The following is a 23,494-nucleotide window of genomic DNA, read 5'->3' on the forward strand; positions in this document are numbered from 1 at the left end:
GGAAGATGAAAAAAATAGCAATCATATTCCTGTTGTTTTTAGGAGTTCAGTCCACAAGCTTTTCACAAAGCCTGGATGAATACCTGAAAGTAGCAGCAGAAAACAACCCGGAGTTAAAAGCCTACTTCAATGAATATCTGGCCTCTTTGGAAAAAGTACCTCAGGTGGGAGCACTTCCTGATCCTGAACTGACCATGGGTTTCTTCTTTCAACCAATGGAGCGGTTCATGGGCAACCAGCAAGCCGACATCCAGTTGATGCAGATGTTTCCCTGGTTCGGCATGCTGAAAACCCAAAAGGATGAAGCAAGCAAAATGGCACTGGCGCAGTACGAAGTGTTTCAGGATGCCAAATACCGCTTGTTTTATCAGGTAAAAAACACCTGGTATCAACTGTATCGGCTAGAAGAGGAAATCCGCATTACGGAGGAAAACCTTGAGATTCTTAAACAGTATGAGCGGCTGGCGCTCATTCGTTTTCAGAGTGCAGATATAGGAACCGGTTCCGGCCCTAGCAATATGCAGCAAGCTACAAGCATGAACAGCGGTTCCTCCACCTCATCAGCATCGTCAATGGGTGGAATGAGCGGTGGAATGACCAGTGGCACTTCCGGTAAAAGCAGTTCAAAAGGTGGTTCTTCAATGGGTACTTCCTCATCAATGAACGGGGGCGGCTCAGGCATGAGTGATGTCCTGAGGGTCAGGATTGAGATTAAGGAGCTGGAGAATACATTGGCACTTTTGGAAGATTCCCGCTTGCCCTTGCAGGTAGAGTTCAACCAGTTGCTCAACCGTGAATACGATCATCAAGTAACAATCTCCGACACCCTGGCAGAAACTTCCGTTCCTTTTGAGCGGAGGGCTATCCTGGATAGCATTTCACAGAACAATCCGATGCTGAAAATGCTGGATGCCGAAGCAGAGGCCTACGAAGCACAGAAGAAAATGGCAAAACTAGAGGGCAGGCCTATGCTGGGTGCCGGGGTAAACTATATACCTTTTAGTCCACGCACTGAAAACGGAATGCCGATGGGCGGCAATGACATGGTGATGCCCATGTTGAGGCTGACTATACCCATCTATCGGAAAAAGTACAATGCTTTACAGAAAGAGGCGGAATTGAAACAATTGGCCGTTCAGCAGCGCAGGGAAAACACCGTCAATCAGTTGACCACCCGATGGTCAACCGCCTTGCGGGATTTGGACGATGCAACCAGAAGGACAAAGCTGTACCGGGAGCAAACCGACCTGGCCAGGCAAACTCTGAACCTGCTGATGACCAGCTACGCTACTGACGGACGGGATTTCGAGGAAGTGCTGCGGGTACAACAGCAATTGCTCGATTATCAACTCAAGCTGATCACTTCAATAGTAGATCAGCACGTCACCATTGCCATGCTGGAAAACCTGGCAGCAACAGAACTGAATTAATTGATCTAAAAAGTTAAAACGATGAAAGAAATATTTAAAAATAAAAAACTCCTACTGATCGTGCTCGTAGCGCTGACATTGGGAGGCGTACTCGGCTGGATGGTAAAACCATCTTCAGGTCATCAGGAGACGGAAGCAGCCGTGCATAACCATGATGAAGGTAATGAGGTTTGGACCTGTTCTATGCACCCGCAGATCAGGCAATCGGAACCCGGCCAATGTCCCATTTGCGGAATGGACCTGATACCAGCTTCCACTAAACGGTCATCAGCCAGTTCGAATCCATTGATTCATGAGATGACCCCTGAAGCGGTGGCCATGGCCAATATCCATACCTCCAGAGTTACAGGAGTGTCACCTGAAGGTGAGCTTTTCCTTACCGGTAAAGTGAAGGCCGATGAACGCCAGTTGGCTTCCGTTACGGCAAAATTTCCCGGGCGAATAGAGCAGCTCTTTGTAAACTTCACAGGGCAGGTGGTAAGAACCGGGGAACGATTGGCCACCATTTATTCGCCTGAGTTGGTTACAGCCCAAAAGGAATTATTGGAAGCTGCCTCCACGAAAGAGACCTACCCTGAGCTTTATACCGCTGCACGTGAGAAGCTCAGGCTTTGGAAACTCAACGAAAACCAAATCGATGAGATAGAAAAAACAGGAAAAGTAAGGGATCAATTTGATGTGCTGGCCGACAAAAGTGGTATTGTAACCCAGCGGAATATTTCAGTTGGTGATTATGTGAACACTGGATCAGTTTTATTTGATATAGTTGACCTGAACCGGGTATGGATAATGATTGATGCGTATGAATCCGATCTCCCATTTGTAAAAATCGGTGATGAGGTCAACTTTACCGCAGCAGGCATTCCCGGAGAGACCTTTAAAGCTAAGATTACCTACATAGATCCGGTCATAAATTCTTCAACCCGTGCAGCCTCTGTGAGGGCTGAGGCCTCCAACAGCAACGGAGAGCTGCGACCTGAAATGTTCATCAACGCCAGGGTGCGGACCACTTTACGCAAAGGGCAATCCTCTTTGGCCATAACTCGCACCGCTCTGCTTTGGTCGGGCAAGCGTTCAATCGTGTATGTAAAAGTACCTGATACTGAATTTCCAACTTACGAAATGCGTGAAATCACCATAGGCCCCCGAATGGGTGAAATGTGGTTGGTGGAAGCTGGGCTGGAGGCCGGGGAGGAAATAGTGACCAATGGTGTGTTTGCCATTGATGCTGCAGCCCAACTTTCCGGTAACTACAGCATGCTGATGCGCCCTGAAACAAAGACTATGGAGGTGCCTCAGGAATTTCGTCAGCAAATGACTGCCATAGCCGATGCTTATTTCCCAGTGAAGAACGCCCTAGTGAAAGATGATTTTCAGGAAGCCCGATCCGGTTTGTTAGAAGTGGAAAATGCATTGGCAAAAGTAGAAATGCGTAACCTCAAAGGGAAAGCGCATGATCATTGGATGGCGCTAAAGGAACAATTGGCAGGAGCTGTCACCATGATGAAAGGAGCAAAAGACCTGGAAGCACTTCGTCAGCACTTCGCTATGCTTTCAGAAAGCATACTGGAAGTGACAGAGTCCTTCGGGTTGGAGAAAGATAAAGTATACAAAGATTTCTGCCCCATGGCTTTTGACAATAAAGGGGCTTTTTGGCTCAGTGAATCGGAAGAGATTCTCAACCCCTATTACGGAGAGGCCATGCTGTCTTGTGGAGAGGTGAAAGAAACTTATCTGAAGGGACAAAAAGTATTTGAAGAAGGAGGCCCTGCCAAGCAAGCAGCCAGTGGACATAACCATTAAGAGATGAAAAGTTGCTGTAAAACCGGAGATGAAAAAGCTCCTTCAACAATAAAAAAATGGGTCAGCCGGATGGTCTGGGGAGTAGTCATTCTTCTGGTCACTGGTTTAGCCCTGATTCAAGTATTTAACCTTTAAACAAATAGAAAAATGAAAAAAACAATGATCATGCTATGCCTGGCTTTAGTAAGCTGGGGAGCAACCGCACAACATGACCATGCAGCGCATGGAGCACAAACGAGCAGTCAAAAGATGGAACCAATGTTCAAAGACAAGGCATTAGGTTCTTCCTACACACACTACATCACTTTGAAGAATGCTTTGGTGGCGTCTGATTTTCAGAAAGCAAAATCTGCTTCTGAATCTTTGGTGAAAGCCATTCACAATGTAAAAGGCAGTGATAAAGTCCATACAGAGGCGGCCAAAGTTGCGCAGGCGGGTTCACTGGAAAACCAGCGAAAGGCTTTTACTGCCTTAAGCAATGAGATGACCATTTTGGTGAAGGGTGCTGATATCAGCATGGGTGAACTCTACCTGGAATACTGCCCGATGGCCAACGGCAACACAGGAGGCTATTGGCTATCCAATGAAAAGGAGATCCGCAACCCATACTTCGGTGACAAAATGCTGAAATGCGGGAGTGTAAAAGAGACGATCAATTGAATCAAAGACCTGTATGAATCGGATGGAATGGACTTTTGTACTACTCCCTCCTTTTCATGCAGGTACAAATTAAATGTATCGTGAACAAGCACATCATTTTCAGCATCGTATTCCTTGGAGGAATGCTGCTGGTAGCACATGGGGGTCTTGGCACAGCCAAGTAGCAAGACAGAGCAACGCCTTATTCACATCAATGGAAAAGGAGAGGTATCGGATGACCGGGGCACCAAGCTCGGGTACATCAGTAAAGAAGACATAGTCTTTAACAATCAGGGTCAAAAACTGGGCTTTATCAAAAATGGTAAAGTGTATGATGCCGAAGGTAATTCCCTAGGCAAAGCCAAAAAAGATGGCCGCTATTACAACAACGATTGAGTCTTCATCCTGAGCACCAAAACGATAGGGGATAAATGCGAGATTCTGGATCCGGAAGGTCACAAGAAAGGCACAGTACACAAAAACTATAAGCTTCATGCGTGTGCTACACACTGTTTCTTCTTGGAAAAGGAAATGAAAAAAGAGGAAGATAAGTAAAAAAGTAAAGCCCTGTTGGAGAGTGGCCCTTGTGTAGGTTGTCATGCATACAATCTTGCCGCCACTCTTCCATCAGGCACCAAACGGAAAAGTCATGAAGAAGAAAAGCAACAAGGACAACCCTAAGACATCTACCCGGAATCTGGTGTATGCCTACCTGACCATTGCGGCATTATTAGTGACAGCCACAGCATTGGTGTATTGGATTAACCATCAGCAGCTACAGTCTTCTATAGGCTATAGCCCAGATGAAATTGAGCGACCGGTGGAACCAAGCCTGGTATGCATGGTGAATGACGCCTACATGGGCAAGCAGCAAATCCCGGTACCGGTCAATGGCAAAACCTATTATGGTTGCTGTGAAATGTGCGTGGATAAGCTTAACAACCTGGAAAGTGCAAGGATCGCCATTGATCCGTACAGTGGTAATCCTGTAGATAAATCGGAGGCTTACATCGTGCTGATGAACCCGCAAGGCGCAGTTGCCTACTTTGAATCAGAGGCTAATTACAACGCATTTAAGAAAAACTAAAAACAATCCTTTAACCCAAAATCTATGAAATTGAAACTGCTTTTTTTTGGTCTTGCTGCCATAGTGGCCGTGAAGACTCAAGCGCAACAGTCGGATGAAATTAACCAGGTAAAACAAGTCCTGGAATCATACAAACAGGCCATTGAAAGCCTCGATACAACCGGCACAGGTAATTTATTTGTATCGCAATCAATTGTTATTGAATCAGGCAAAGTTGAAGGCCGATATCAGGACTATCTGGCCAACCACCTGGGCCCGGAGCTCCATCATTTCGAATCTTTCAAGTTTAGTGACTATGAAGTAGCCATTGAAGTCGCTTTGCCATTTGCCTTTGCTACTGAAACCTACAAATACACCATTGTGCTAAGCAAGGACAAGTCAGTTATTGAGCGAAAAGGAGTTGCCTCCAGCATTTTGAAAAAAGAAAACGGTCAATGGAAAATATGGCAAACCCATTCATCAGCAAGAAAACCACAGACCAATCATTAACCAACTAAATAATATGACAATGAAAAATACTCTAAAAGCAGTTGTACTGGTACTATTTGCTACAGCAACCGTATCGGCTCATGACGGCCACAAAAGCAAACAAGACAGTACCGCCCAACAGGCGGATACCGTGATGAATGCTCATTCCACCGAGGAAGGGCATAAAGACCACACCCATACCAGCGAGGCAGACAGCCATGATGCGCATCCACAAGATGCACACCACGAAAAAAAGGTCACGGCTGATTTGGCAGATTTCCCCACAATCCACCCGCTAATTGTCCATTTCGCTATCGTATTGCTGATTGTGGGAGCCCTTCTGGCGGTCGTCAATATCTTTTTCATCAAAAGGGAATTGGCGTGGACAGCATTCGCTTTGGTGCTGGTAGGTTTTGTAGCTGCTTACTTAGCTGGCAGAAACTTCCATCCGCATACTCACGGACTAACCGAACATGCCAAGCTCGTGCTCGAACAACATGACTTCTGGGCTGACTGGACGATCAATCTTGGGTTTATCGGCCTGCTGTTACAAGGGATCAATCTATTTATTTTCAAATCGAAAAGATGGGCAATGGCTATTGTGGCAGTTGTGCTATTGAGCGCAGCGTATGCTGTGGCACATGCAGGGCATTACGGAGCACAATTGGTACACATAGAAGGTGTAGGTCCGGAAGGTAAATTTTTAGAACTGGAGCATGAACATTAAACATCAGATAATGAAAAAATTCCCTAATATAATTTTAGCAATTTTCGCATTTGCCTTGTCTTTTTTATTATCAGGGCTAACTAATGCGCAAAACCTCACTGAAAAATCAGTCGAAGGCAACACTGATAATCTTCCTGTAAGAGAATATGCCATTTCCATAAATGAGCTGGCAGTGAACAAGGCAGGCAAAGAAGTCATGGGAATGGCCATTAATGGCAGTGTCCCGGGACCCACACTTACTTTTACTGAAGGTGAATATGCCGTAATATATGTAAAAAACGAGATGGATGAAGAAACTTCCATTCACTGGCACGGTTTGTTGTTGCCAAATTTTTATGACGGGGTTCCTTACCTCACCACTCCGCCCATCGCGCCTGGGGAAACACAGAAGTACGAATTTCCCCTGAAACAAGCCGGTACCTATTGGTATCATTCACATACCATGCTGCAAGAGCAGAGTGGTGTTTTTGGCTCTATTGTCATCCATCCCAAAGAAGAAACCCTGGCTTACGATAAAGAACTTGTCATAATGCTATCTGACTGGACAAATGAAAAGCCCATGAACGTACTCCGTTTTTTGAAACGAGGAACTGAATGGTACAATTGGCGAAAAGGTACGGCTACCCCCTTAAATCAGGTTATTGCCAGAGGCGCTTTGGCAGCACAGTTAAACTTCTGGAGGCAGAGAATGGAAAGTGCTGACATTGCCGACATTTATTACCCGGCCTTTTTAGTAAATGGAGAACAAATTCAGGAATATCCCAATTTCAAACCGGGAGAAAAGGTTAGGCTAAGAATTATTAACGGGGCAGCTTCTACCTCGTTTTGGATGACGTTTGGTGGTGAGGAGCCCACTTTAGTTGCGGCTGATGGACTAAACGTTGAGCCGGTCAAGCGCAATAAAACGTTTATTGCCATAGCAGAGACCTATGATTTTATCGTCAGCATTCCGAAAAGTGGAAAGATGGAATTTCGGGCCACCGCTCAGGATGGTTCGGGAACAGCCTCTGCTTTTTTGGGCCAAGGTGAAGTTTTAGCCGCCGAAGATGTTCCCCGCCCTGATAAAATAGGGATGATGATGCAAATGGCAAAAATGGACATGCGCATGGGGGCTCCTGCCCTAAAATTTAATCCTAAAAAGGACGATCCCCAAAAAATGATGGAGAACTGGGGAATGCAAATGAAAGGCGACAAAAACCCGGATAATGATATGCCGGGTATGAATATGGCCGGAAATAAGGAAGAGGTCTCCCAAATGGATCATTCCTCAATGGATATGTCTGATGATAAAAACTCCAAAATGGATCCGCCAAGTGCTCCCATGGCTGAAATGCCCGGGATGGAAAACATGGATATGTTTTCAGAATACAATTACAATTATCTGAAATCACCTGAAAAAACGGTTTATGGTAAGGATGTTCCAGTCAATGAAATCCTCCTCAATCTTACAGGGAATATGAACCGCTACATCTGGAGCATGAATGGTATTCCCCTATCTGAAACAGATAAAATAAAAATCAAAGAGCGGCAAATTACCCGAATCACACTTAACAACCTGACGATGATGCACCATCCCATGCACCTGCATGGTCATTTTTTCCGTGTCATCAACGAAAGCGGTGATTACTCGCCCCTGAAGCATACGGTGAATGTGCCACCCATGCAAAAAGTAACCATTGAGTTTTACGGGAACGAATATGGAGATTGGTTCTTTCATTGCCATATTCTCTATCATATGATGGGAGGTATGGCACGGGTAGTCAGCTATGATACACCGGAAGACCCTAGAATGAAACCCTTTCCAATTTCCAAACTGATTCACGAAACCAACCGCTTCTATAGTTGGGGAATGGCAGATGTTGCCTCACATAATACAACAGTCAATCTGACCACTTCAAACATTCGCAATCAATTCAATTTATCAATGGAATACGGATGGAATCAGAACCTGGAAGCTGAATTTTCTTATGAGTATTATCTGTACGATTATTTGAGGGTTTTTGGAGGTATTAATGTTGAGAATACCACCAGGAATAGTTTGGATGATATGAAGACAATTGCCGTGGCTGGTATCCGGTGGTTTACACCTTATATGTTCAATGTTGACCTAAGGATAGATAATGAGCTTCGGCCTAGAATTGGAATCGGTCGATCGCTGATGATATTTCCGAAGTTATCAATTTTTGGCTATTACGAATATCAAATTGATGCAGGATTGGTAAACGGTCTGGAGGCCGGCCAAAATTACAAAGAAGAAATTGTATGGAGTGCCGGTGCACAATACATGCTTTCTAAGAATTTTTCACTGATGACAAGCTATGACAACCGCTTCGGAGCAGGGGGCGGATTATCTGTCATGTTTTAATTAGGAAGTTATGGAAGAAAGTTATAAAAAAGGAAGTTTAAGTTTATTAGGATCAATTGCTTTAGGCACTGGTGTAATGATCGGTGCAGGAATCTTTGCATTATTGGGCCAGGTGGCTGAACTGTCAGGGACCTGGTTTCCTTACATTTTCGTTTTGGGAGCTCTCATTTCAGCATTTAGTGCTTACTCCTACATCAAAGTTTCAAATACGTATCCTTCGGCTGGGGGGATAGCCATGATTTTGAAAAAAGCTTATGGTAAATCAACCATAACAGCTTCTGCATCATTATTAATGGCACTATCCATGGTAATCAACGAAAGCCTGGTTGCCAGAACTTTTGGCTCTTATACCCTACAACTGTTCGAAGTTGAAAACAAGGAACTTTGGATTCCCATATTGGGTGTTGCTCTTTTGGTTAGCGCTTTTTTGATTAACATATCTGGCAACAAGCTGATAGGAAAGTCATCACAGTTCATGTCATTTATCAAAATTATCGGAATTCTGATTTTTGCCATAGGAGCTCTCTGGGCAGTGGGTTTTTCTCTGGAAGGGTTGATACCAAAAGCCATCAAAAACACTGATTATTCAGCAACCAGTTATATTGGGGCTTTAGCACTTTCCATTTTGGCCTACAAAGGATTCACTACAATAACTAATAGTGGTGGCGAAATTACAGAACCTCAAAAAAATGTTGGCCTGTCTATTATTATTTCTTTGTTGATATGCACAGTGGTGTATTTTCTGGTTGCTTTCGCTGTAAACTCAAGCCTTACAATCTCTGAAATTATTCAAGCCAAAGATTACTCCCTTGCTGAAGCTGCCAGACCTGCTTTTGGAGATTTTGGTCTTCATTTTACCGTTGCTATTGCCATAATAGCTACTATTTCGGGAGTGATTGCCAGCATTTTTGCAGTCTCTCGTATGACGGCTATGCTTACAGATATGGAACTTATTCCACATAGTCATTTGGGCATGTCAGGCCGAATACAGAAGCATATGTTGGTGTATGTGGTGTTTATCGCTATCATCCTGACTATTTTCTTTGATCTGTCCAGAATTGCTTCCATAGGAGCCATTTTTTATTTGGTGATGGACATCATTATTCATTGGGGTGTATATAAGTATTTGAGGAAAGAGGTGAAAGCCAATGGAACAATTGTACTCACAGCGATGGTGTTGGATTTCATCGTATTGGCAGCTTTCTTATGGATCAAGGCATCATCTGACCTTTTGGTTCTTATTGTTTCTGCATCTGTGATGCTAATAGTTTTTGCAGGTGAAAAATGGTTCTTAAGTCGAGCAGATAAATCTACCCAAAAATGAAACGAAACAGAAACTACTACATCCGAAAAACACACCGGTATCTGGGGATTTTTATAGGCATTCAGTTTATTGGGTGGACGGTCAGCGGCCTCTATTTCAGTTGGACGGATATTGACGAAATCCATGGAGACCAGTTCCACCATGAGCATGTCACGACCCATTCACCCCGGAACCTGATCAGTCCGGCACAATTGGATTCAACGATTGGTATTTCATCCCTTGAGCTTCGCTACATCAATCACCAACCGCATTATTGGGTCAACGATAGTCTGCTTTACAATGCCCTGACCGGGCAAATCAAAAAGGGCATAACCGAAACGGAGGCGGCCGAAATCGCACAGAACCATCTCGTGAAAAACCTGGAAATCCTGAAAACCGAATGGATTACTGAAACCGACAACCATCATGAATACCGTGGCAGGCCGCTACCAGCCTGGGCTGTCCACTTTGAGCATCCCGAAAACCTTACGGCCTACGTAGATGCCCGTAACGGCAACTTCGAACGGGTACGCCACAGCCGTTGGCGTTGGTTCGATTTTCTTTGGATGTTCCACACCATGGATTATGCCGGGCGGGACAACTTTAACAATTGGCTGCTCAGGGCATTTTCAGTCTTTGGCCTATTTACAGTGCTATCAGGCTTTACACTTTACGCAGTATCCTCTAAAACTTTCTTAAAAACCACTTCAAAACTTAAAAAGAATAAATGATGAACAAACTGATTTACACACTTGCACTGGGATTGCTGATCGTATCCTGCCAAAACAAAAAAGGTGAAAATGGTGGTCACGAACACCATCAGCCGGAAGCCGCAACCTCTACGGTCGACCAATCGGATAATTCAAAAAAGAGCATCCCTCAGGAAGCGCATGGCAATGTGGGTGATGCCCACGTTTCTGTGTACTACCACTCACCTGCGGTTCGAAGTAGGGTCATTTGGGGCGGCCTGGTACCTTTTGACGAAGTTTGGGTTGCGGGTGCCCACAGTGCCACCAGCATAGAATTTTCCAAAGCAATCGAGATAGAAGGTACGACCATACCCAAAGGGAAATATGCATTCTTTACTATCCCCGGACAGGAACGCTGGACGTTGATCCTAAACAAAAACTGGGAGCAGCACCTTGCTGATGATTACGATCAGGCAGAGGATATTATCAGGATCGAGGTAACACCTGAAACAGAAATGCCGCTATCAGAACGGCTTACTTATACCATTGAAGACAAAAGAGAGGGTTCGGGCGCTATCCGCATGTCTTGGGAAAAGCTAAGTGTTTCCCTTCCATTTAAAACAGATTAACCACTAAAATTTTTACTCATGGAAAAGCATAATCACGAACATCACAAGCACCATCACCACGATGATGACCACCAAAAGAGCCAATCATCAGATGATCAAACCGTCAACAAATCAGACCATCAGCATGGACACCACGACCATCATGCCATGATGATCGATGATTTCAAGAAGCGTTTTTGGATTTCTCTGGTGCTCACGGTACCGATCCTGGCATTATCTCACATGATCCAGCAATTACTGGGATTTGAGCTGACCTTTTTTGGTGATCAGTACGTCCTTTTTGGGCTTTCCTCTATTGTCTTCTTTTATGGGGGCTGGCCTTTTCTTAAAGGACTTTGGGACGAGCTAAAAGACAAAAACCCGGGTATGATGACCCTGATCGCAGTGGCCATTACCGTGGCTTACGTATACAGCTCGGCAGTGGTTTTTGGTTTGGAGGGAATGGACTTCTTCTGGGAGTTGGCGACACTGATTGTCATCATGCTGCTAGGGCACTGGATCGAGATGAAATCAGTAATGGGAGCATCGAAGGCTCTCGAATTATTAGTACAGATGATGCCGTCCGAGGCGCATTTGGTACAGGGTGATGATATCAAGGACATCAAAGTGGATGAACTGAAAAAGGAGGATATCATCCTGATAAAAGCCAATGAAAAAATACCTGCGGACGGTACAGTGGTGGATGGGGAAAGCCACCTGGACGAAAGCATGCTCACCGGTGAGAGCAAGCCGGTGAAAAAATCCAAGGGCGACCCGGTCATTGGCGGATCAGTAAATGGCAGCCAATCCATCAAGGTGAAAGTGTCCAAAACCGGGAAAGAAAGCTACCTCAATAAAGTGATCACGCTGGTGGAAGAGGCTCAGAAAGCCAAATCGAAAACCCAAAACCTGGCCAACATTGCCGCCAGATGGCTCACGTTCATCGCCATTGGTGCCGGTACAGCTACGCTGGTGACCTGGATCAGCTTGGGTAAGCCTTTAGATTTTGCATTGGAACGAATGGTGACCGTCATGGTTATATCCTGTCCACATGCGTTGGGTTTGGCCATACCACTAGTTGTAGCCATTTCCACTGCTGTTTCAGCAAGCAAAGGCTTGCTGATCCGCAACCGTACTGCTTTTGAAAATGCTCGGAAGATTACCGCAATGGTGTTTGACAAAACAGGCACGTTGACCGAAGGCAAATTTGGTGTCTCACGATATGAGAGCCTTTCTGATGATATGAACAAAAATGAACTGCTGTCCTTTGCCGCTTCGCTGGAGCAGCAATCGGAGCACCCAATTGCACAAGGCATTGTGAAAGCAGCGAAAGAGGCAGGCCTGGCATTGAAAAAGGTTGAAAATTTTGAATCGCTGACGGCCAAGGGCATTCAGGGCAAGATCGATGGACAAAACTGGAAAGTGGTCAGCCCCGGCTATCTGAAAGAAAACAACATAAACATCCCTGAACAGGCAGGATCTGATGCCGCAGAAACCATAGTTTTTGTGCTTTTGGAAGAAAAGTTGATTGGCTTCATAGCCTTGTCCGATCAAATCAGGGAAGAAAGCCCTAAGGCCATCGAAACGCTTCGGGAAAAAGGCATGAAACTATACATGGCTACCGGTGACAATGAGAAAACGGCCAAAGCAGTAAGCGACAAACTTGGGCTGGATGGCTACTATAGCGAAGTGCTTCCACACCAAAAAGTAGACATCATCAAGAAACTTCAGAAAGAAGGCCACTTTGTGGCTATGACGGGTGATGGGGTAAATGATGCCCCTGCACTGGCACAAGCCAATGTGGGTATTGCTGTAGGTTCAGGTACCGATGTGGCAGCCGAAACAGCCGATATCATATTGGTTAACAGCAACCCAAAGGACATTGCCAACCTGGTACTGTTTGGCAGAGCCACCTACAACAAGATGATCCAGAACCTCGCCTGGGCTACCGGCTACAACGCAATTGCATTGCCTTTGGCCACAGGATTTATTCCGGGTCTGGTGATTAGTCCTGCTATAGGCGCAGTATTCATGAGCCTGAGTACGGTCATAGTGGCCATTAATGCGCAATTGCTGAAAAGGAAGATGAAAAGCTGAACTATTTAGGAATCTCCCAAGGGTACTTGCCGACTTTTGCAATACCCTTGCACCTTAATTTTGCCTATATTTGTAGGCAAATGAATTCCATTCTATCCATATCGTTCAGCTTTCTGTTCCTGATGCAGGCAATGGGACCTACTTTGGATTTATGTTGTGAATTAGCAAAGCTTCCGGTGCTTTTTGAACACTACGAGGAATATGCAGAACATAATGGAACTTCATTCGCAGAGTTTATTGACTTTCATTATGGTGACGGGCAAAATGCAAAAGGCCACCATGATGACGAACATGACAAAAACTTACCTTTTCACGGTCAGCACCAGTGCTGTCACGGATACACTTACATAGCTCAACTATGGGGGTATACAGAAATGACTCCCATTCACATTACAACAGAAATAAGAGCAACACGCTATAGTTTTTCTCTTTGTTCTGAGTACTCAGAATCCCCTTTCCAGCCTCCCAAGGCCTGATTTACCGGACACATTTAAATGACTTTTACTTCGTTGCACTGCGTAATGAAGTAAAGTGTAGTTTTTCTATTGCCGTCCGGCATTCCTCTGATGGGCATTTTCGCCCCAAGTCAATTCATTAAATCAGGATTCAAAATGCAAAATAAATGCTGGATAAAATCATTCAATTTTCAGTCAAAAACAAACTGATCATTGGCCTGCTCACGCTGGGCCTGGTCATTTGGGGAGGCTACTCGCTTACACAGCTTCCCATTGATGCCGTACCGGATATTACAAACAATCAAGTACAGGTTATCACCTCTTCCCCATCTCTGGCGGCAGAAGAAGTAGAACGTTTAATCACATTCCCCATCGAAATCACCATGGCCACCATCCCAGAACTGGACGAAATCCGTTCTTTCTCCCGTTTTGGGCTGTCTGTGGTGACCATCGTGTTCAAAGAAGATGTGGATGTGTATTGGGCTCGTCAGCAGGTAAACGAACGCCTGGCCGATGTGCAAGCCCAAATCCCACCGGGAGTGGGGCAGCCGGGTATGGCCCCCATTACTACCGGATTGGGGGAAATTTATCAATATGTGGTAGGTACCGAACCGGGCTATGAAGATCAATATGACGCCCGTGAGTTACGGACGATCCAGGACTGGATTGTGCGAAGGCAGTTGCTCGGTACTCCAGGGGTGGCGGATGTAAGCAGCTTTGGAGGCTATCTCAAGCAATATGAAATTGCCATAGACCCGGACAGGCTCAAGGCCATGAACGTTTCTATAGCCGATATTTTTCAGGCACTGGAAGAAAACAACGAGAATACCGGAGGGGCTTATATCGAGAAAAACCTCAGTGCCTATTTCATCCGAAGTGAAGGTCTGGTAAGCGACATGGATGACATCCGTAACATGCTTATCAAAAATAATCAGGATGGAATTCCTGTCCTCATAAAAGATGTGGCAAAGGTACAGCTTGGGAATGCAGTACGGTATGGCGCCACTACTCGGGATGGTGAAGGCGAGGTGGTTAGCGCCATTGTAATGATGCTGAAAGGAGAAAACTCAGCTGATGTTATTGAGAATGTGAAGAACCGAATCGCTGAGATACGCAAAACATTACCGGAGGGAGTTACCATTGAGCCTTTTCTGGACCGTACAAAATTGGTAAACACTGCCATCGGTACAGTGAGCAAAAACCTGGCTGAAGGAGCCTTGATCGTGATCTTCGTTTTGTTGCTGCTGCTGGGAAATCTCCGTGCAGGTTTGATTGTAGCATCGGTAATTCCCCTTGCGCTCATTTTTGCCTTTGGCATGATGAACCTCTTTGGTGTGTCGGGCAACCTGATGAGTTTGGGAGCTATTGATTTTGGGTTGATTGTGGACGGAGCGGTGATCATTGTGGAGGCTACCCTCCATCACCTGGGTTTACTGAAACTTGGAAGAAAACTTACCCAGCAGGAAATGGACCAGGAGGTTTATCAATCTGCAAGCAAAATAAGGAACTCAGCCGCATTCGGGGAGATCATTATTCTCATCGTGTACCTGCCCATCCTTGCTTTAGTAGGGATAGAAGGCAAAATGTTTGGCCCTATGGCACAGACTGTAAGCTTTGCTATACTGGGTGCTTTTATCCTTTCGCTTACCTATGTACCCATGATGTCCGCTCTTGTACTAAGTAAAAAGACGGAATACAAACCCAATATTTCAGACAAGATCATGGCTTTCTTTCATAAACTGTACGACCCGACAATTCGTTGGGCGATGCAAAAACGGCCATTGATGTTAGCCATTGCACTTGGATTATTTGGCACCTCCCTTTGGGTTTTTTCCAATATGGGAGGGGAATTTATTCCAACACTTGAGGAAGGCGACTTTGCGGTAGAAACCCGGGTGATTACAGGAAGTTCCTTACAAAATACGGTTGCAGCTACTACCCAGGCGGAAAAAATTCTACTCGAACAGTTCCCGGAAGTAAAGCAGGTAGTATCAAAAATTGGTGCAGGAGAAATCCCGACCGATCCCATGCCGGTAGAAGCTGCTGACATGATGGTGATTCTAAAAAACAAAGATGAATGGGTCACAGCCTCTAACAGGGAAGAACTGGCCAACAAAATGGCCGAAGCTCTGGAGGTCATTCCGGGAGTTACTTTTGGATTTCAACAACCCATCCAGATGCGTTTTAACGAACTCATGACAGGGGTTCGTCAGGATGTAGCGGTTAAGATATATGGAGAGGATCTCAATGAGCTTTCGGAGTATGCCGAACAGATAGGACGGCTGGCTTCTGGTGTGGAAGGAGCTGAGGATTTGTACATAGAAGAGGTAACTGGTGTACCGCAAATTGTCATTAATTACAAACGAGACCAACTGGCCAAGTATGGCCTGAGCATTCGGGATGTAAACCGTTCGGTACAGGCAGCCTTTGCCGGGGCTTCAGCCGGACTGGTATATGAAAATGAAAAGCGTTTTGACCTGGTGGTCAGATTGGATAAGACCAACAGGGAGGATGTAGAGTCCGTTCGGAACCTTTACATCGCCCGCAAAGATGGGCACCAAATACCGCTCTACCAGGTGGCCGAAGTGGAAATCCAGGAAGGCCCTTACCAAATCCAGCGAGACGACACCCGCAGACGGATCATTGTAGCTTTCAATGTACGTAACCGGGATGTAGAAAGCATAGTAACCGAGCTTCAGCAGAAAATTGATGAATCGGTGGTATTTGCTCCTGGCTATACCGTTTCTTACGGTGGCCAGTTTGAAAACCTCGTGGAAGCCCGTGAACGACTCTCCTTTGCCGTGCCGTTGGCCCTTCTATTGATTTTTGTATTGCTCTATTTCACCTTCGGTTCTATTAAACAGGGTATCCTCATTTTTACAGCCATCCCACTTTCTGCTATTGGTGGCATCTTCGCTTTATGGCTCAGGGATATGCCTTTCAGTATTTCGGCAGGCGTTGGTTTCATCGCTTTGTTTGGGGTAGCGGTGTTGAATGGGATAGTGCTCATCAGCGAGTTCAATCACCTGAAAAAAGAGGGCATCTCCGATATTTTCGAGCGGATTTACAAAGGGACAAGTGTACGTCTGCGCCCGGTAATCATGACGGCTGCCGTGGCTTCCCTGGGCTTTCTGCCGATGGCACTTTCCCAATCAGGTGGAGCAGAAGTACAGCGTCCACTGGCCACCGTGGTGATTGGCGGGTTGATCACTGCTACTTTCCTGACACTGGTTGTGTTGCCTATCCTTTACTATTATTTTGAAAGAGGGATTAAAGTAAAACCCGGAGCAGTAGCACCTTTGTTGATTATCGGTCTCTTTTTCTTCCAGTTTCAAGAAGTAAAGGCACAGGAATCACCTGCTTCCTTTCAGTCACTGGATGAGGCGATACAAGTAGCGATTCAAAACAATCCGACCCTGAAGGCAGCAGACCTGCAAACCCAACAGGAACGAGCATTAAAAGGTGCCAGCTGGAATTTGTCCAAAACCAATTTCAGCCTTACACATGGGCAGTACAACAGCATTTACGACAATGACAACCAGTTCAATATCTCTCAATCCATCGAATTCCCTACGGTTTATGCCAATCAAAACAAGCTGGCCAAAGCGAGGATGGAAGCAAGCGAATGGCGGAAAAACGCCACCCAAAATGAACTGGTGCAGCAGGTAAAGGCTACCTGGTACATCCTCTGGCTGGAGAAAAGCAAAAGGCAGTTATTGCTGGAGCAGGACAGCATTTACCAACGGTTCGTAAGGGCTGCCAGCCTTCGCTTTGAAACCGGAGAAAGCAACCTGCTGGAAAAAGCCACAGCCGAATCGCAGGTAGCTGAAATCAAGGCTATGCTGCAACAAAACCTGTCGGATATAGAAATTTATCAGACACAGCTACAAACCCTGCTCAATCTGGATACCCAAGTAGATATCACAGTGGGTAAGCTGGAAACGATGGAGAGTGATGCATTGCTGGATACGCAAGACATTGCCAATAACCCTACGCTGGCCTGGTTTCGCCAACAAATGGAAGTGGCTGAAAAAGAAAAGTCGGTAGAGAAATCACGACTGCTACCCGACCTGACGGTGGGGTATTTCAACCAATCGCTCAATGGCCCGGGCCAGAACATGGACGGAAATCCAGTGACCTTTGCGCCCAGCGACCGTTTTACCGGTTTTCAGGTAGGTGTGGCCATACCCATTTTTGGGGCTAAGTCGCAGGGATCGGTCATCAAGGCTGCCGAACTGAAAAAGCAGGAAAGTGAGGCAAGACTGCAAGCTACGACCAATGAATTACAGGGCAGGCTAAGGGCACTCATTCAGCAGCATCAAAAATTCCAAACCAGTCTCGATTATTACGAGCAAAACGCCCTTCCACAGGCAGAGCTAATTCTTAAACAAGCTCAAAGGGGTTTTGAAAGCGGTGAAATTGGCTATGTGGAATATATCCAGGGGCTTAACCGGGCATTGGGTGTCCGGTTTAATTACCTGGACATCCTCAACCAATACAATCAAACCATTATCGAGATCGAGTTCATTTCAGGTGTTCAATAAAAAAAGAAATCAACAATGAAAAATACATTCAAATACATTAGTAAAATTTCGATGGCCCTTCTCTTAGGAATGGCTATAACATCTTGTGGATCAAAAAATGAGGAGGCCACAGAAGAACATCACGAAGAAGGTGAAAATACAGTGGAACTGTCGCAGGCGCAATTTGAGCAGGCAGGTATCAAAATAGGAAACGTGGAACAGCGGGTTATTGGCTCAGAACTTCGGGTCAATGGAGTTATTGACGTGCCTCCGCAAAGCAATGTCTCCATCAACATGCCCTATGGAGGCTTTGTGAAATATACTGAGATGCTGCCCGGCACAAAGGTGAAAAAAGGGCAGTTGTTGGTGGTGATTGAAAACCCGGAGTTCATCCAGTTTCAGCAGGATTACCTGGAAAGCCTCGCCAACCGGGACTTTCTGAAAGCGGAGTTCGAACGTCAAGAGGAATTGTACAAGGAGAAAGTGGCTTCCGGCAAGAACTATCAGCAGGCGAAAAGCGACTATCTGGCCAATGAAGCCCGTATCAAAAGCATGGAGGAAAGGCTGAAATTAATCGGCTTCAGTACTTCCAAAATCAAAGAAGGTAACGTTTCTGCGTCTGTCAACATCTATTCACCGGTAACAGGCGCTGTTCGTGAGGTGTATACCAATGTAGGTAAATACATCAACCCGCAAGACGTCATCATGGACATAACCAACTCGGAAGACCTGCACGTGGAACTCACGGTTTATGAGAATGATGTACCACGGGTCAAAGAAGGTCAGCGCATCCGTTTTGCCCTGGCGAATGCTCCCGGTGAGTGGCGGGAGGCCGAAGTATTCCTGGTGGGCAGTGGAGTTAGGGAAGACCGTTCGGTAACTGTGCACGGACATTTGAAACAAATGTATGAAGATTTGAAACCAGGTATGTATGTGGCGGCCAAAGTGGAAACTGATAGCAATGAAGTCTGGGCTGTTCCGGAGGAATCCATTGTGCGGTTCGGGGGCAAGCACTATGTTTTTGCATACGCAGGCGAAAAATCAGAAAACGATGAAACCATGCACGATTTTGAAATGCTGGAAGTCATCAAAGGCTATACCGAGGATGCTTATACTCAGATTTCGCTGGGTGATTCAGCGCAGGATTTGAGTGCCATTGAACTGGTCACCAAAGGTGCCTTTACCCTCTTGGCGAAGGCCAAAAATACTGAAGAAGAAGGCGGTGGACATGGGCATTAAAAGAGTCAACAATGGTGATCAAAGAACTTGAAAATAAACTCAAGCAAAAGGATATCCGACCAACAGCCATGCGGCTGTTGGTGCTGGAAGCCCTGTCCGGTCAGGAGGCTGCCATCAGCCTTTCCGACCTGGAAAAAGCATTTGAAAAGTCTGACAGGGTGACACTATTCCGCACCATGAAAACCTTTCAGGAAAACGGACTGGTACACAGCATTGATGACGGTAACGGAGCGCCAAAGTATGCGCTTTGCGAAGAGGGATGTGAATGCAATATCGAAAGGGACTTGCATGTGCATTTCCATTGCCGGGTGTGCAGCGAAACCTTCTGTTTACCCAAATACAAAATCCCGGAAATTAATCTGCCAAAAGACTTCAATGGCGAAGAAGCTAACCTGGTAGTAAAGGGGGTTTGTGGAAAATGTGCGGATTAAAAATTGCAATGGCTGTGCATCGGGTTTACACGTATTTTCAGGTAAAGCACTTAACGAGATGAGATCAATACAAATTATGAACACAATAGAATATGATCGTGATCCTTAAATCAATCAGCATTTTCATACTGGCCGGTCTTTGCGAAATAGGCGGTGGCTACATGATCTGGCTCACTTTACGTGAAGACAAGCCTTGGTGGGTGGGGGTATTGGGGGCTTAATTCTGATCGGATATGGTATTGTGGCTACATGGCAACCGGATCATTTTGGCCGGGTCTATGCCGCCTACGGTGGAATATTTATCGTAATGGCCATTCAATGGGGCTGGAAAATAGAAAGGGTTGTGCCCGACGGGTATGACATAATAGGTGGGACAATTGCTTTAATAGGTATGCTTATCATCATGTATGCTCCAAGGCCCTCATGATTTTGAATTAAAAAATAACATTCACATGAAAAAACTACAAATTAAAATACCGCTTCTCCTGCCCGAAGTACCTGATGAGAGGGATCAATGTGTGCAAAAACTTATTCAACAGCTTCAGGATACAGAAGGCCTTGAAAAAGTGCATATAGCAGACGAAACAGATAAAGGTGTGCCTCAGCTATGTTTTCATTACGACCCTGAGTTAATCTCCCTAGACCGTATCCAGTCGTTAGCCGAGCAAACCGGGGCTGAAATCAATGAGAAATTTGGACACAAACTCATAGAAGTAGAAGGCATTCGCCATACACGCCACGCCCGTCATGTAGAGCGTGACCTTCGGGATATAGCGGGTATTTTAGAAGCCTCCGTATCGGCATCCGGTATGGTGCGGGTTGAGTATGATACGGCCAAAGTGGATGAGGCGGAAATTATGAAAGCACTGAGAAAAGAGGGGCTTGATATACCGGATACCCAAGTAAGTGCCGAACGTTTTCTTAAACAAGTAAAAGAAACTGAAAAAGGCGAAGATCAAGAAAGAGGTAAAAAGGAACATGACCATGAGGAAGGTGAAGATGATGAACATTCGCACGGTGGCATTTTCGGTAAAAATACAGAGCTGATTTTTTCCATTATCTGTGGAGCATTGCTGGGAATTGGCTTTGGATTGTCTTATGTAGAGGCTGTGCCTTCCTGGGTGAGCCTCGCATTATACATCGGAGCCTATTTCTTTGGCGGATATTTCACGGCCAAAGAAGCCATTCAAACAGTGGCCAAAGGAGGTTTTGAAATTGATTTCCTGATGCTCGTAGCCGCCATTGGAGCGGCAATTCTGGGCGAATGGGCGGAAGGTGCATTACTCCTCTTCCTTTTTAGCATGGGGCATGCGTTGGAACACTACGCCATGAACAAAGCCCGTAAATCCATTGCTGCTTTGGCAGAGCTCGCTCCTAAAACGGCATTGCTCAAGAGAAATGGTAAGACCGAAGAAGTCGGTATTGAGGAATTGAGCATAGGTGACATCATCGTGGTGAAGCCCAACAGCAAAATCTCAGCCGATGGTGTGGTTGTAAGCGGTACAAGCAGTGTCAACCAAGCTCCTATCACCGGTGAAAGTGTGCCGGTAGATAAAGAACCAGTGGATAATCCTGATAAAAACTGGTCGGAGGAAAAAGACATCAAAGACGAGAACCGGGCTTTTTCGGGTACCATCAATGGCAACAATACGCTGGAAATCAAAGTCACTAAAGTAGCGAAGGACTCTACCCTCTCTCGCTTGGTGAAACTGGTCAATGAAGCCCAGACCCAGAAGTCACCTACACAACGGCTCACCGACAAATTTGAGAAATATTTTGTGCCGTCTGTACTGGTTTTGGTAGTCATACTCAATTTCGCATTTCTGGTACTGGACGAAACCTTTAGCGAAAGCTTCTACCGTGCGATGGCCGTATTGGTGGCAGCCAGTCCATGTGCTTTGGCGATAGCCACCCCAAGTGCAGTGCTAAGCGGAGTAGCCAGGGCAGCCAAAAGCGGGGTGCTTATCAAAGGTGGCCGTCCGCTGGAAGATCTGGGTGTACTCACCGCCCTGGCTTTTGATAAAACCGGAACATTGACAGAAGGAAAGCCTAAGCTCACTGAAGTAGTTGCTTTAGGTGATGTAAAAGAGGACGAACTGTTGAAAATAGCAGTAGCTGTAGAAAGCCTGAGCGACCACCCCCTGGCCAAAGCCGTGGTACGGGATGGCAAAGAGCGATTGGATGGTTCTGATGTGCGTGATGCGAAAGACCTGGAAGCGGTGCTTGGTAAAGGGATCAAGGCCACCCTGGATAATGACAAAATATACATCGGCAACCTGGACCTGTTTGAATCCCTGGATGACAAAAAGCCCGAAAAGGAAACGGACGAAAAGGTAAAGTCGCTGGAGTCAGATGGCAATACTACCATGCTGATCCGTCAAAATGACAAATACATTGGCATTATTGCACTGATGGATACGCCCAGAAAGGAAGCTAAAAATACCCTGGAGCAACTGAAAAAGATTGGTATCAAGCGTATGGTCATGCTTACCGGGGATAACCAGAAAGTAGCCGATGCAGTGGCCAAAGAAATTGGACTCACGGATGCCTGGGGCAGCTTGCTGCCGGAAGAAAAGGTAGAAGCCATTAAAAAGCTCAGGGAAAAAGAATCTAAAGTAGCGATGGTGGGTGATGGCGTAAATGACGCCCCGGCCATGGCCAACAGTACCGTAGGTATTGCCATGGGAGCGGCAGGCAGTGATGTAGCCCTGGAAACAGCCGATATCGCCCTAATGGCTGACAAGCTGGAAACCTTGCCTTTTGCCATCGGTTTGAGTAGAAAGGCCAAAGGCATTATCAAAGAAAATCTTTGGGTGAGTTTGGGCATAGTAGCCTTGTTAATACCCGCTACGGTTTTCGGCTTTGCTAATATCGGTATCGCAGTGCTGATTCATGAAGGCTCTACTTTGGTGGTGGTGTTTAATGCATTGAGGTTGTTGGCTTATAAGAAGTAGGACTCAATATTTGAAATTATAGCATAGAATTAACAAAACAATAAGACTGAAAATGGCCAAACGATGCACGATTTTGAAATGCTGGAAGTCATCAAAGGCTATACCGAGGATGCTTATACTCAGATTTCGCTGGGTGATTCAGCGCAGGATTTGAGTGCCATTGAACTGGTCACCAAAGGTGCCTTTACGCTCTTGGCGAAGGCCAAAAATACTGAAGAAGAAGGCGGTGGACATGGGCATTAAAAGAGTCAACAATGGTGATCAAAGAACTCGAAAATAAACTCAAAGAAAAGGACATCCGCCCTACAGCCATGCGGCTGTTGGTACTGGAAGCCCTGTCCGGTCAGGAGGCTGCCATCAGCCTTTCCGATCTGGAAAAAGCCTTTGAAAAATCGGACAGGGTTACCCTGTTCCGTACCCTGAAAACCTTTCAGGAAAAAGGACTGGTACACAGCATCGATGACGGTACCGGAGCGCCTAAATACGCTCTCTGCGAAGAAGGCTGTGAATGCAATATCGAGCGGGACTTGCATGTGCATTTTCATTGCCGGGTGTGCAGTGAAACCTTCTGTTTACCCAAATACAAAATCCCGGAAATTGACTTGCCAGGTATGTTCATAGGCGAAGAAGCTAACCTGGTAGTAAAGGGGGTTTGTGGAAAATGTGCGGATTAAAA

General features: G+C 45.8%; 19 protein-coding genes and 1 pseudogene. All 20 read left to right on the plus strand.

Annotation, left to right across the window (positions count from 1 at the left end; translation table 11 throughout):
* Positions 1–5 precede the first annotated feature (5 nt).
* The gene (locus O0V13_RS10170) at positions 6–1,430 is read left to right on the plus strand and encodes a TolC family protein (RefSeq protein WP_268034870.1); all 1,425 of its coding nucleotides are present in this window, start codon (positions 6–8) and stop codon (positions 1,428–1,430) included.
* A 21-nt stretch (positions 1,431–1,451) separates the two neighbouring features.
* Entirely contained in the window at positions 1,452–3,233 is a 1,782-nt protein-coding gene (locus tag O0V13_RS10175; protein WP_268034871.1) for an efflux RND transporter periplasmic adaptor subunit, read from the plus strand.
* 147 nt (positions 3,234–3,380) lie between these two features.
* A complete protein-coding gene (locus O0V13_RS10180) occupies positions 3,381–3,893 on the plus strand; it encodes a DUF3347 domain-containing protein (RefSeq protein ID WP_268034872.1) in 513 nt (170 codons plus the stop codon).
* 138 nt (positions 3,894–4,031) lie between these two features.
* A complete protein-coding gene (locus O0V13_RS10185; protein ID WP_268034873.1) occupies positions 4,032–4,268 on the plus strand; it encodes a 5-fold beta-flower protein in 237 nt (78 codons plus the stop codon).
* Positions 4,269–4,521: 253 nt separating this feature from the next.
* Entirely contained in the window at positions 4,522–4,959 is a 438-nt protein-coding gene (locus O0V13_RS10190) for a hypothetical protein (protein WP_268034874.1), read from the plus strand.
* A 24-nt stretch (positions 4,960–4,983) separates the two neighbouring features.
* Positions 4,984–5,448 (plus strand): nuclear transport factor 2 family protein, encoded by a 465-nt coding sequence (locus O0V13_RS10195; protein ID WP_221444439.1) that lies wholly within the window; start codon positions 4,984–4,986, stop codon positions 5,446–5,448.
* Between the two features lie 19 nt (positions 5,449–5,467).
* On the plus strand, positions 5,468–6,154 hold the full coding sequence (locus tag O0V13_RS10200) for a hypothetical protein (protein WP_268034875.1): 687 nt from the start codon (positions 5,468–5,470) through the stop codon (positions 6,152–6,154).
* Positions 6,155–6,164: 10 nt separating this feature from the next.
* Entirely contained in the window at positions 6,165–8,519 is a 2,355-nt protein-coding gene (locus tag O0V13_RS10205) for a multicopper oxidase domain-containing protein (protein WP_268034876.1), read from the plus strand.
* 10 nt (positions 8,520–8,529) lie between these two features.
* Entirely contained in the window at positions 8,530–9,843 is a 1,314-nt protein-coding gene (locus O0V13_RS10210) for an APC family permease (protein WP_073094959.1), read from the plus strand.
* Positions 9,840–10,553: a PepSY domain-containing protein gene (locus O0V13_RS10215; RefSeq protein WP_014771899.1), complete on the plus strand. Its 714-nt coding sequence runs from the start codon at positions 9,840–9,842 to the stop codon at positions 10,551–10,553. Before O0V13_RS10210 ends, O0V13_RS10215 begins: the two co-directional genes overlap by 4 nt.
* Positions 10,550–11,140, plus strand: a complete 591-nt coding sequence (locus O0V13_RS10220; protein ID WP_245531142.1) for a DUF2911 domain-containing protein — start codon at positions 10,550–10,552, stop codon at positions 11,138–11,140. Before O0V13_RS10215 ends, O0V13_RS10220 begins: the two co-directional genes overlap by 4 nt.
* A gap of 18 nt (positions 11,141–11,158) precedes the next feature.
* Positions 11,159–13,216 (plus strand): copper-translocating P-type ATPase, encoded by a 2,058-nt coding sequence (locus O0V13_RS10225; protein WP_268034877.1) that lies wholly within the window; start codon positions 11,159–11,161, stop codon positions 13,214–13,216.
* Between the two features lie 80 nt (positions 13,217–13,296).
* Positions 13,297–13,692: a hypothetical protein gene (locus tag O0V13_RS10230; protein ID WP_219956399.1), complete on the plus strand. Its 396-nt coding sequence runs from the start codon at positions 13,297–13,299 to the stop codon at positions 13,690–13,692.
* Positions 13,693–13,838: 146 nt separating this feature from the next.
* Positions 13,839–18,215 (plus strand): CusA/CzcA family heavy metal efflux RND transporter, encoded by a 4,377-nt coding sequence (locus O0V13_RS10235; RefSeq protein WP_268034878.1) that lies wholly within the window; start codon positions 13,839–13,841, stop codon positions 18,213–18,215.
* Positions 18,216–18,230: 15 nt separating this feature from the next.
* Entirely contained in the window at positions 18,231–19,433 is a 1,203-nt protein-coding gene (locus tag O0V13_RS10240; protein WP_268034879.1) for an efflux RND transporter periplasmic adaptor subunit, read from the plus strand.
* 11 nt (positions 19,434–19,444) lie between these two features.
* Positions 19,445–19,864 carry a Fur family transcriptional regulator gene (locus O0V13_RS10245; RefSeq protein ID WP_442780919.1) on the plus strand — a complete coding sequence of 140 codons (420 nt, stop codon included), beginning with the start codon at positions 19,445–19,447 and terminating at the stop codon, positions 19,862–19,864.
* Between the two features lie 92 nt (positions 19,865–19,956).
* A pseudogene (locus O0V13_RS10250) lies at positions 19,957–20,291 on the plus strand (YnfA family protein).
* Between the two features lie 25 nt (positions 20,292–20,316).
* Positions 20,317–22,818 carry a heavy metal translocating P-type ATPase gene (locus O0V13_RS10255; RefSeq protein ID WP_073094237.1) on the plus strand — a complete coding sequence of 834 codons (2,502 nt, stop codon included), beginning with the start codon at positions 20,317–20,319 and terminating at the stop codon, positions 22,816–22,818.
* Between the two features lie 63 nt (positions 22,819–22,881).
* A complete protein-coding gene (locus O0V13_RS10260; protein ID WP_268034880.1) occupies positions 22,882–23,061 on the plus strand; it encodes a hypothetical protein in 180 nt (59 codons plus the stop codon).
* 11 nt (positions 23,062–23,072) lie between these two features.
* The gene (locus O0V13_RS10265; RefSeq protein WP_442780920.1) at positions 23,073–23,492 is read left to right on the plus strand and encodes a Fur family transcriptional regulator; all 420 of its coding nucleotides are present in this window, start codon (positions 23,073–23,075) and stop codon (positions 23,490–23,492) included.
* Positions 23,493–23,494: the final 2 nt, after the last annotated feature.

Origin of the sequence: Algoriphagus sp. PAP.12, from assembly GCF_026652115.1 — a bacterium.
In the GTDB taxonomy this organism is placed as follows: Bacteria; Bacteroidota; Bacteroidia; order Cytophagales; family Cyclobacteriaceae; genus Algoriphagus.

Excerpts from the sequence above, each read along its gene's own strand:
- O0V13_RS10170 (WP_268034870.1), top strand. The coding sequence starts at position 6 with ATGAAAAAAATAGCAATCATATTCCTGTTGTTTTTAGGAGTTCAGTCC.
- O0V13_RS10175 (WP_268034871.1), top strand. The coding sequence starts at position 1,452 with ATGAAAGAAATATTTAAAAATAAAAAACTCCTACTGATCGTGCTCGTA.
- O0V13_RS10180 (WP_268034872.1), top strand. The coding sequence starts at position 3,381 with ATGAAAAAAACAATGATCATGCTATGCCTGGCTTTAGTAAGCTGGGGA.
- O0V13_RS10185 (WP_268034873.1), top strand. The coding sequence starts at position 4,032 with ATGGGGGTCTTGGCACAGCCAAGTAGCAAGACAGAGCAACGCCTTATT.
- O0V13_RS10190 (WP_268034874.1), top strand. The coding sequence starts at position 4,522 with ATGAAGAAGAAAAGCAACAAGGACAACCCTAAGACATCTACCCGGAAT.
- O0V13_RS10195 (WP_221444439.1), top strand. The coding sequence starts at position 4,984 with ATGAAATTGAAACTGCTTTTTTTTGGTCTTGCTGCCATAGTGGCCGTG.
- O0V13_RS10200 (WP_268034875.1), top strand. The coding sequence starts at position 5,468 with ATGAAAAATACTCTAAAAGCAGTTGTACTGGTACTATTTGCTACAGCA.
- O0V13_RS10205 (WP_268034876.1), top strand. The coding sequence starts at position 6,165 with ATGAAAAAATTCCCTAATATAATTTTAGCAATTTTCGCATTTGCCTTG.
- O0V13_RS10210 (WP_073094959.1), top strand. The coding sequence starts at position 8,530 with ATGGAAGAAAGTTATAAAAAAGGAAGTTTAAGTTTATTAGGATCAATT.
- O0V13_RS10215 (WP_014771899.1), top strand. The coding sequence starts at position 9,840 with ATGAAACGAAACAGAAACTACTACATCCGAAAAACACACCGGTATCTG.
- O0V13_RS10220 (WP_245531142.1), top strand. The coding sequence starts at position 10,550 with ATGATGAACAAACTGATTTACACACTTGCACTGGGATTGCTGATCGTA.
- O0V13_RS10225 (WP_268034877.1), top strand. The coding sequence starts at position 11,159 with ATGGAAAAGCATAATCACGAACATCACAAGCACCATCACCACGATGAT.
- O0V13_RS10230 (WP_219956399.1), top strand. The coding sequence starts at position 13,297 with ATGAATTCCATTCTATCCATATCGTTCAGCTTTCTGTTCCTGATGCAG.
- O0V13_RS10235 (WP_268034878.1), top strand. The coding sequence starts at position 13,839 with ATGCTGGATAAAATCATTCAATTTTCAGTCAAAAACAAACTGATCATT.
- O0V13_RS10240 (WP_268034879.1), top strand. The coding sequence starts at position 18,231 with ATGAAAAATACATTCAAATACATTAGTAAAATTTCGATGGCCCTTCTC.
- O0V13_RS10245 (WP_442780919.1), top strand. The coding sequence starts at position 19,445 with ATGGTGATCAAAGAACTTGAAAATAAACTCAAGCAAAAGGATATCCGA.
- O0V13_RS10255 (WP_073094237.1), top strand. The coding sequence starts at position 20,317 with ATGAAAAAACTACAAATTAAAATACCGCTTCTCCTGCCCGAAGTACCT.
- O0V13_RS10260 (WP_268034880.1), top strand. The coding sequence starts at position 22,882 with ATGCACGATTTTGAAATGCTGGAAGTCATCAAAGGCTATACCGAGGAT.
- O0V13_RS10265 (WP_442780920.1), top strand. The coding sequence starts at position 23,073 with ATGGTGATCAAAGAACTCGAAAATAAACTCAAAGAAAAGGACATCCGC.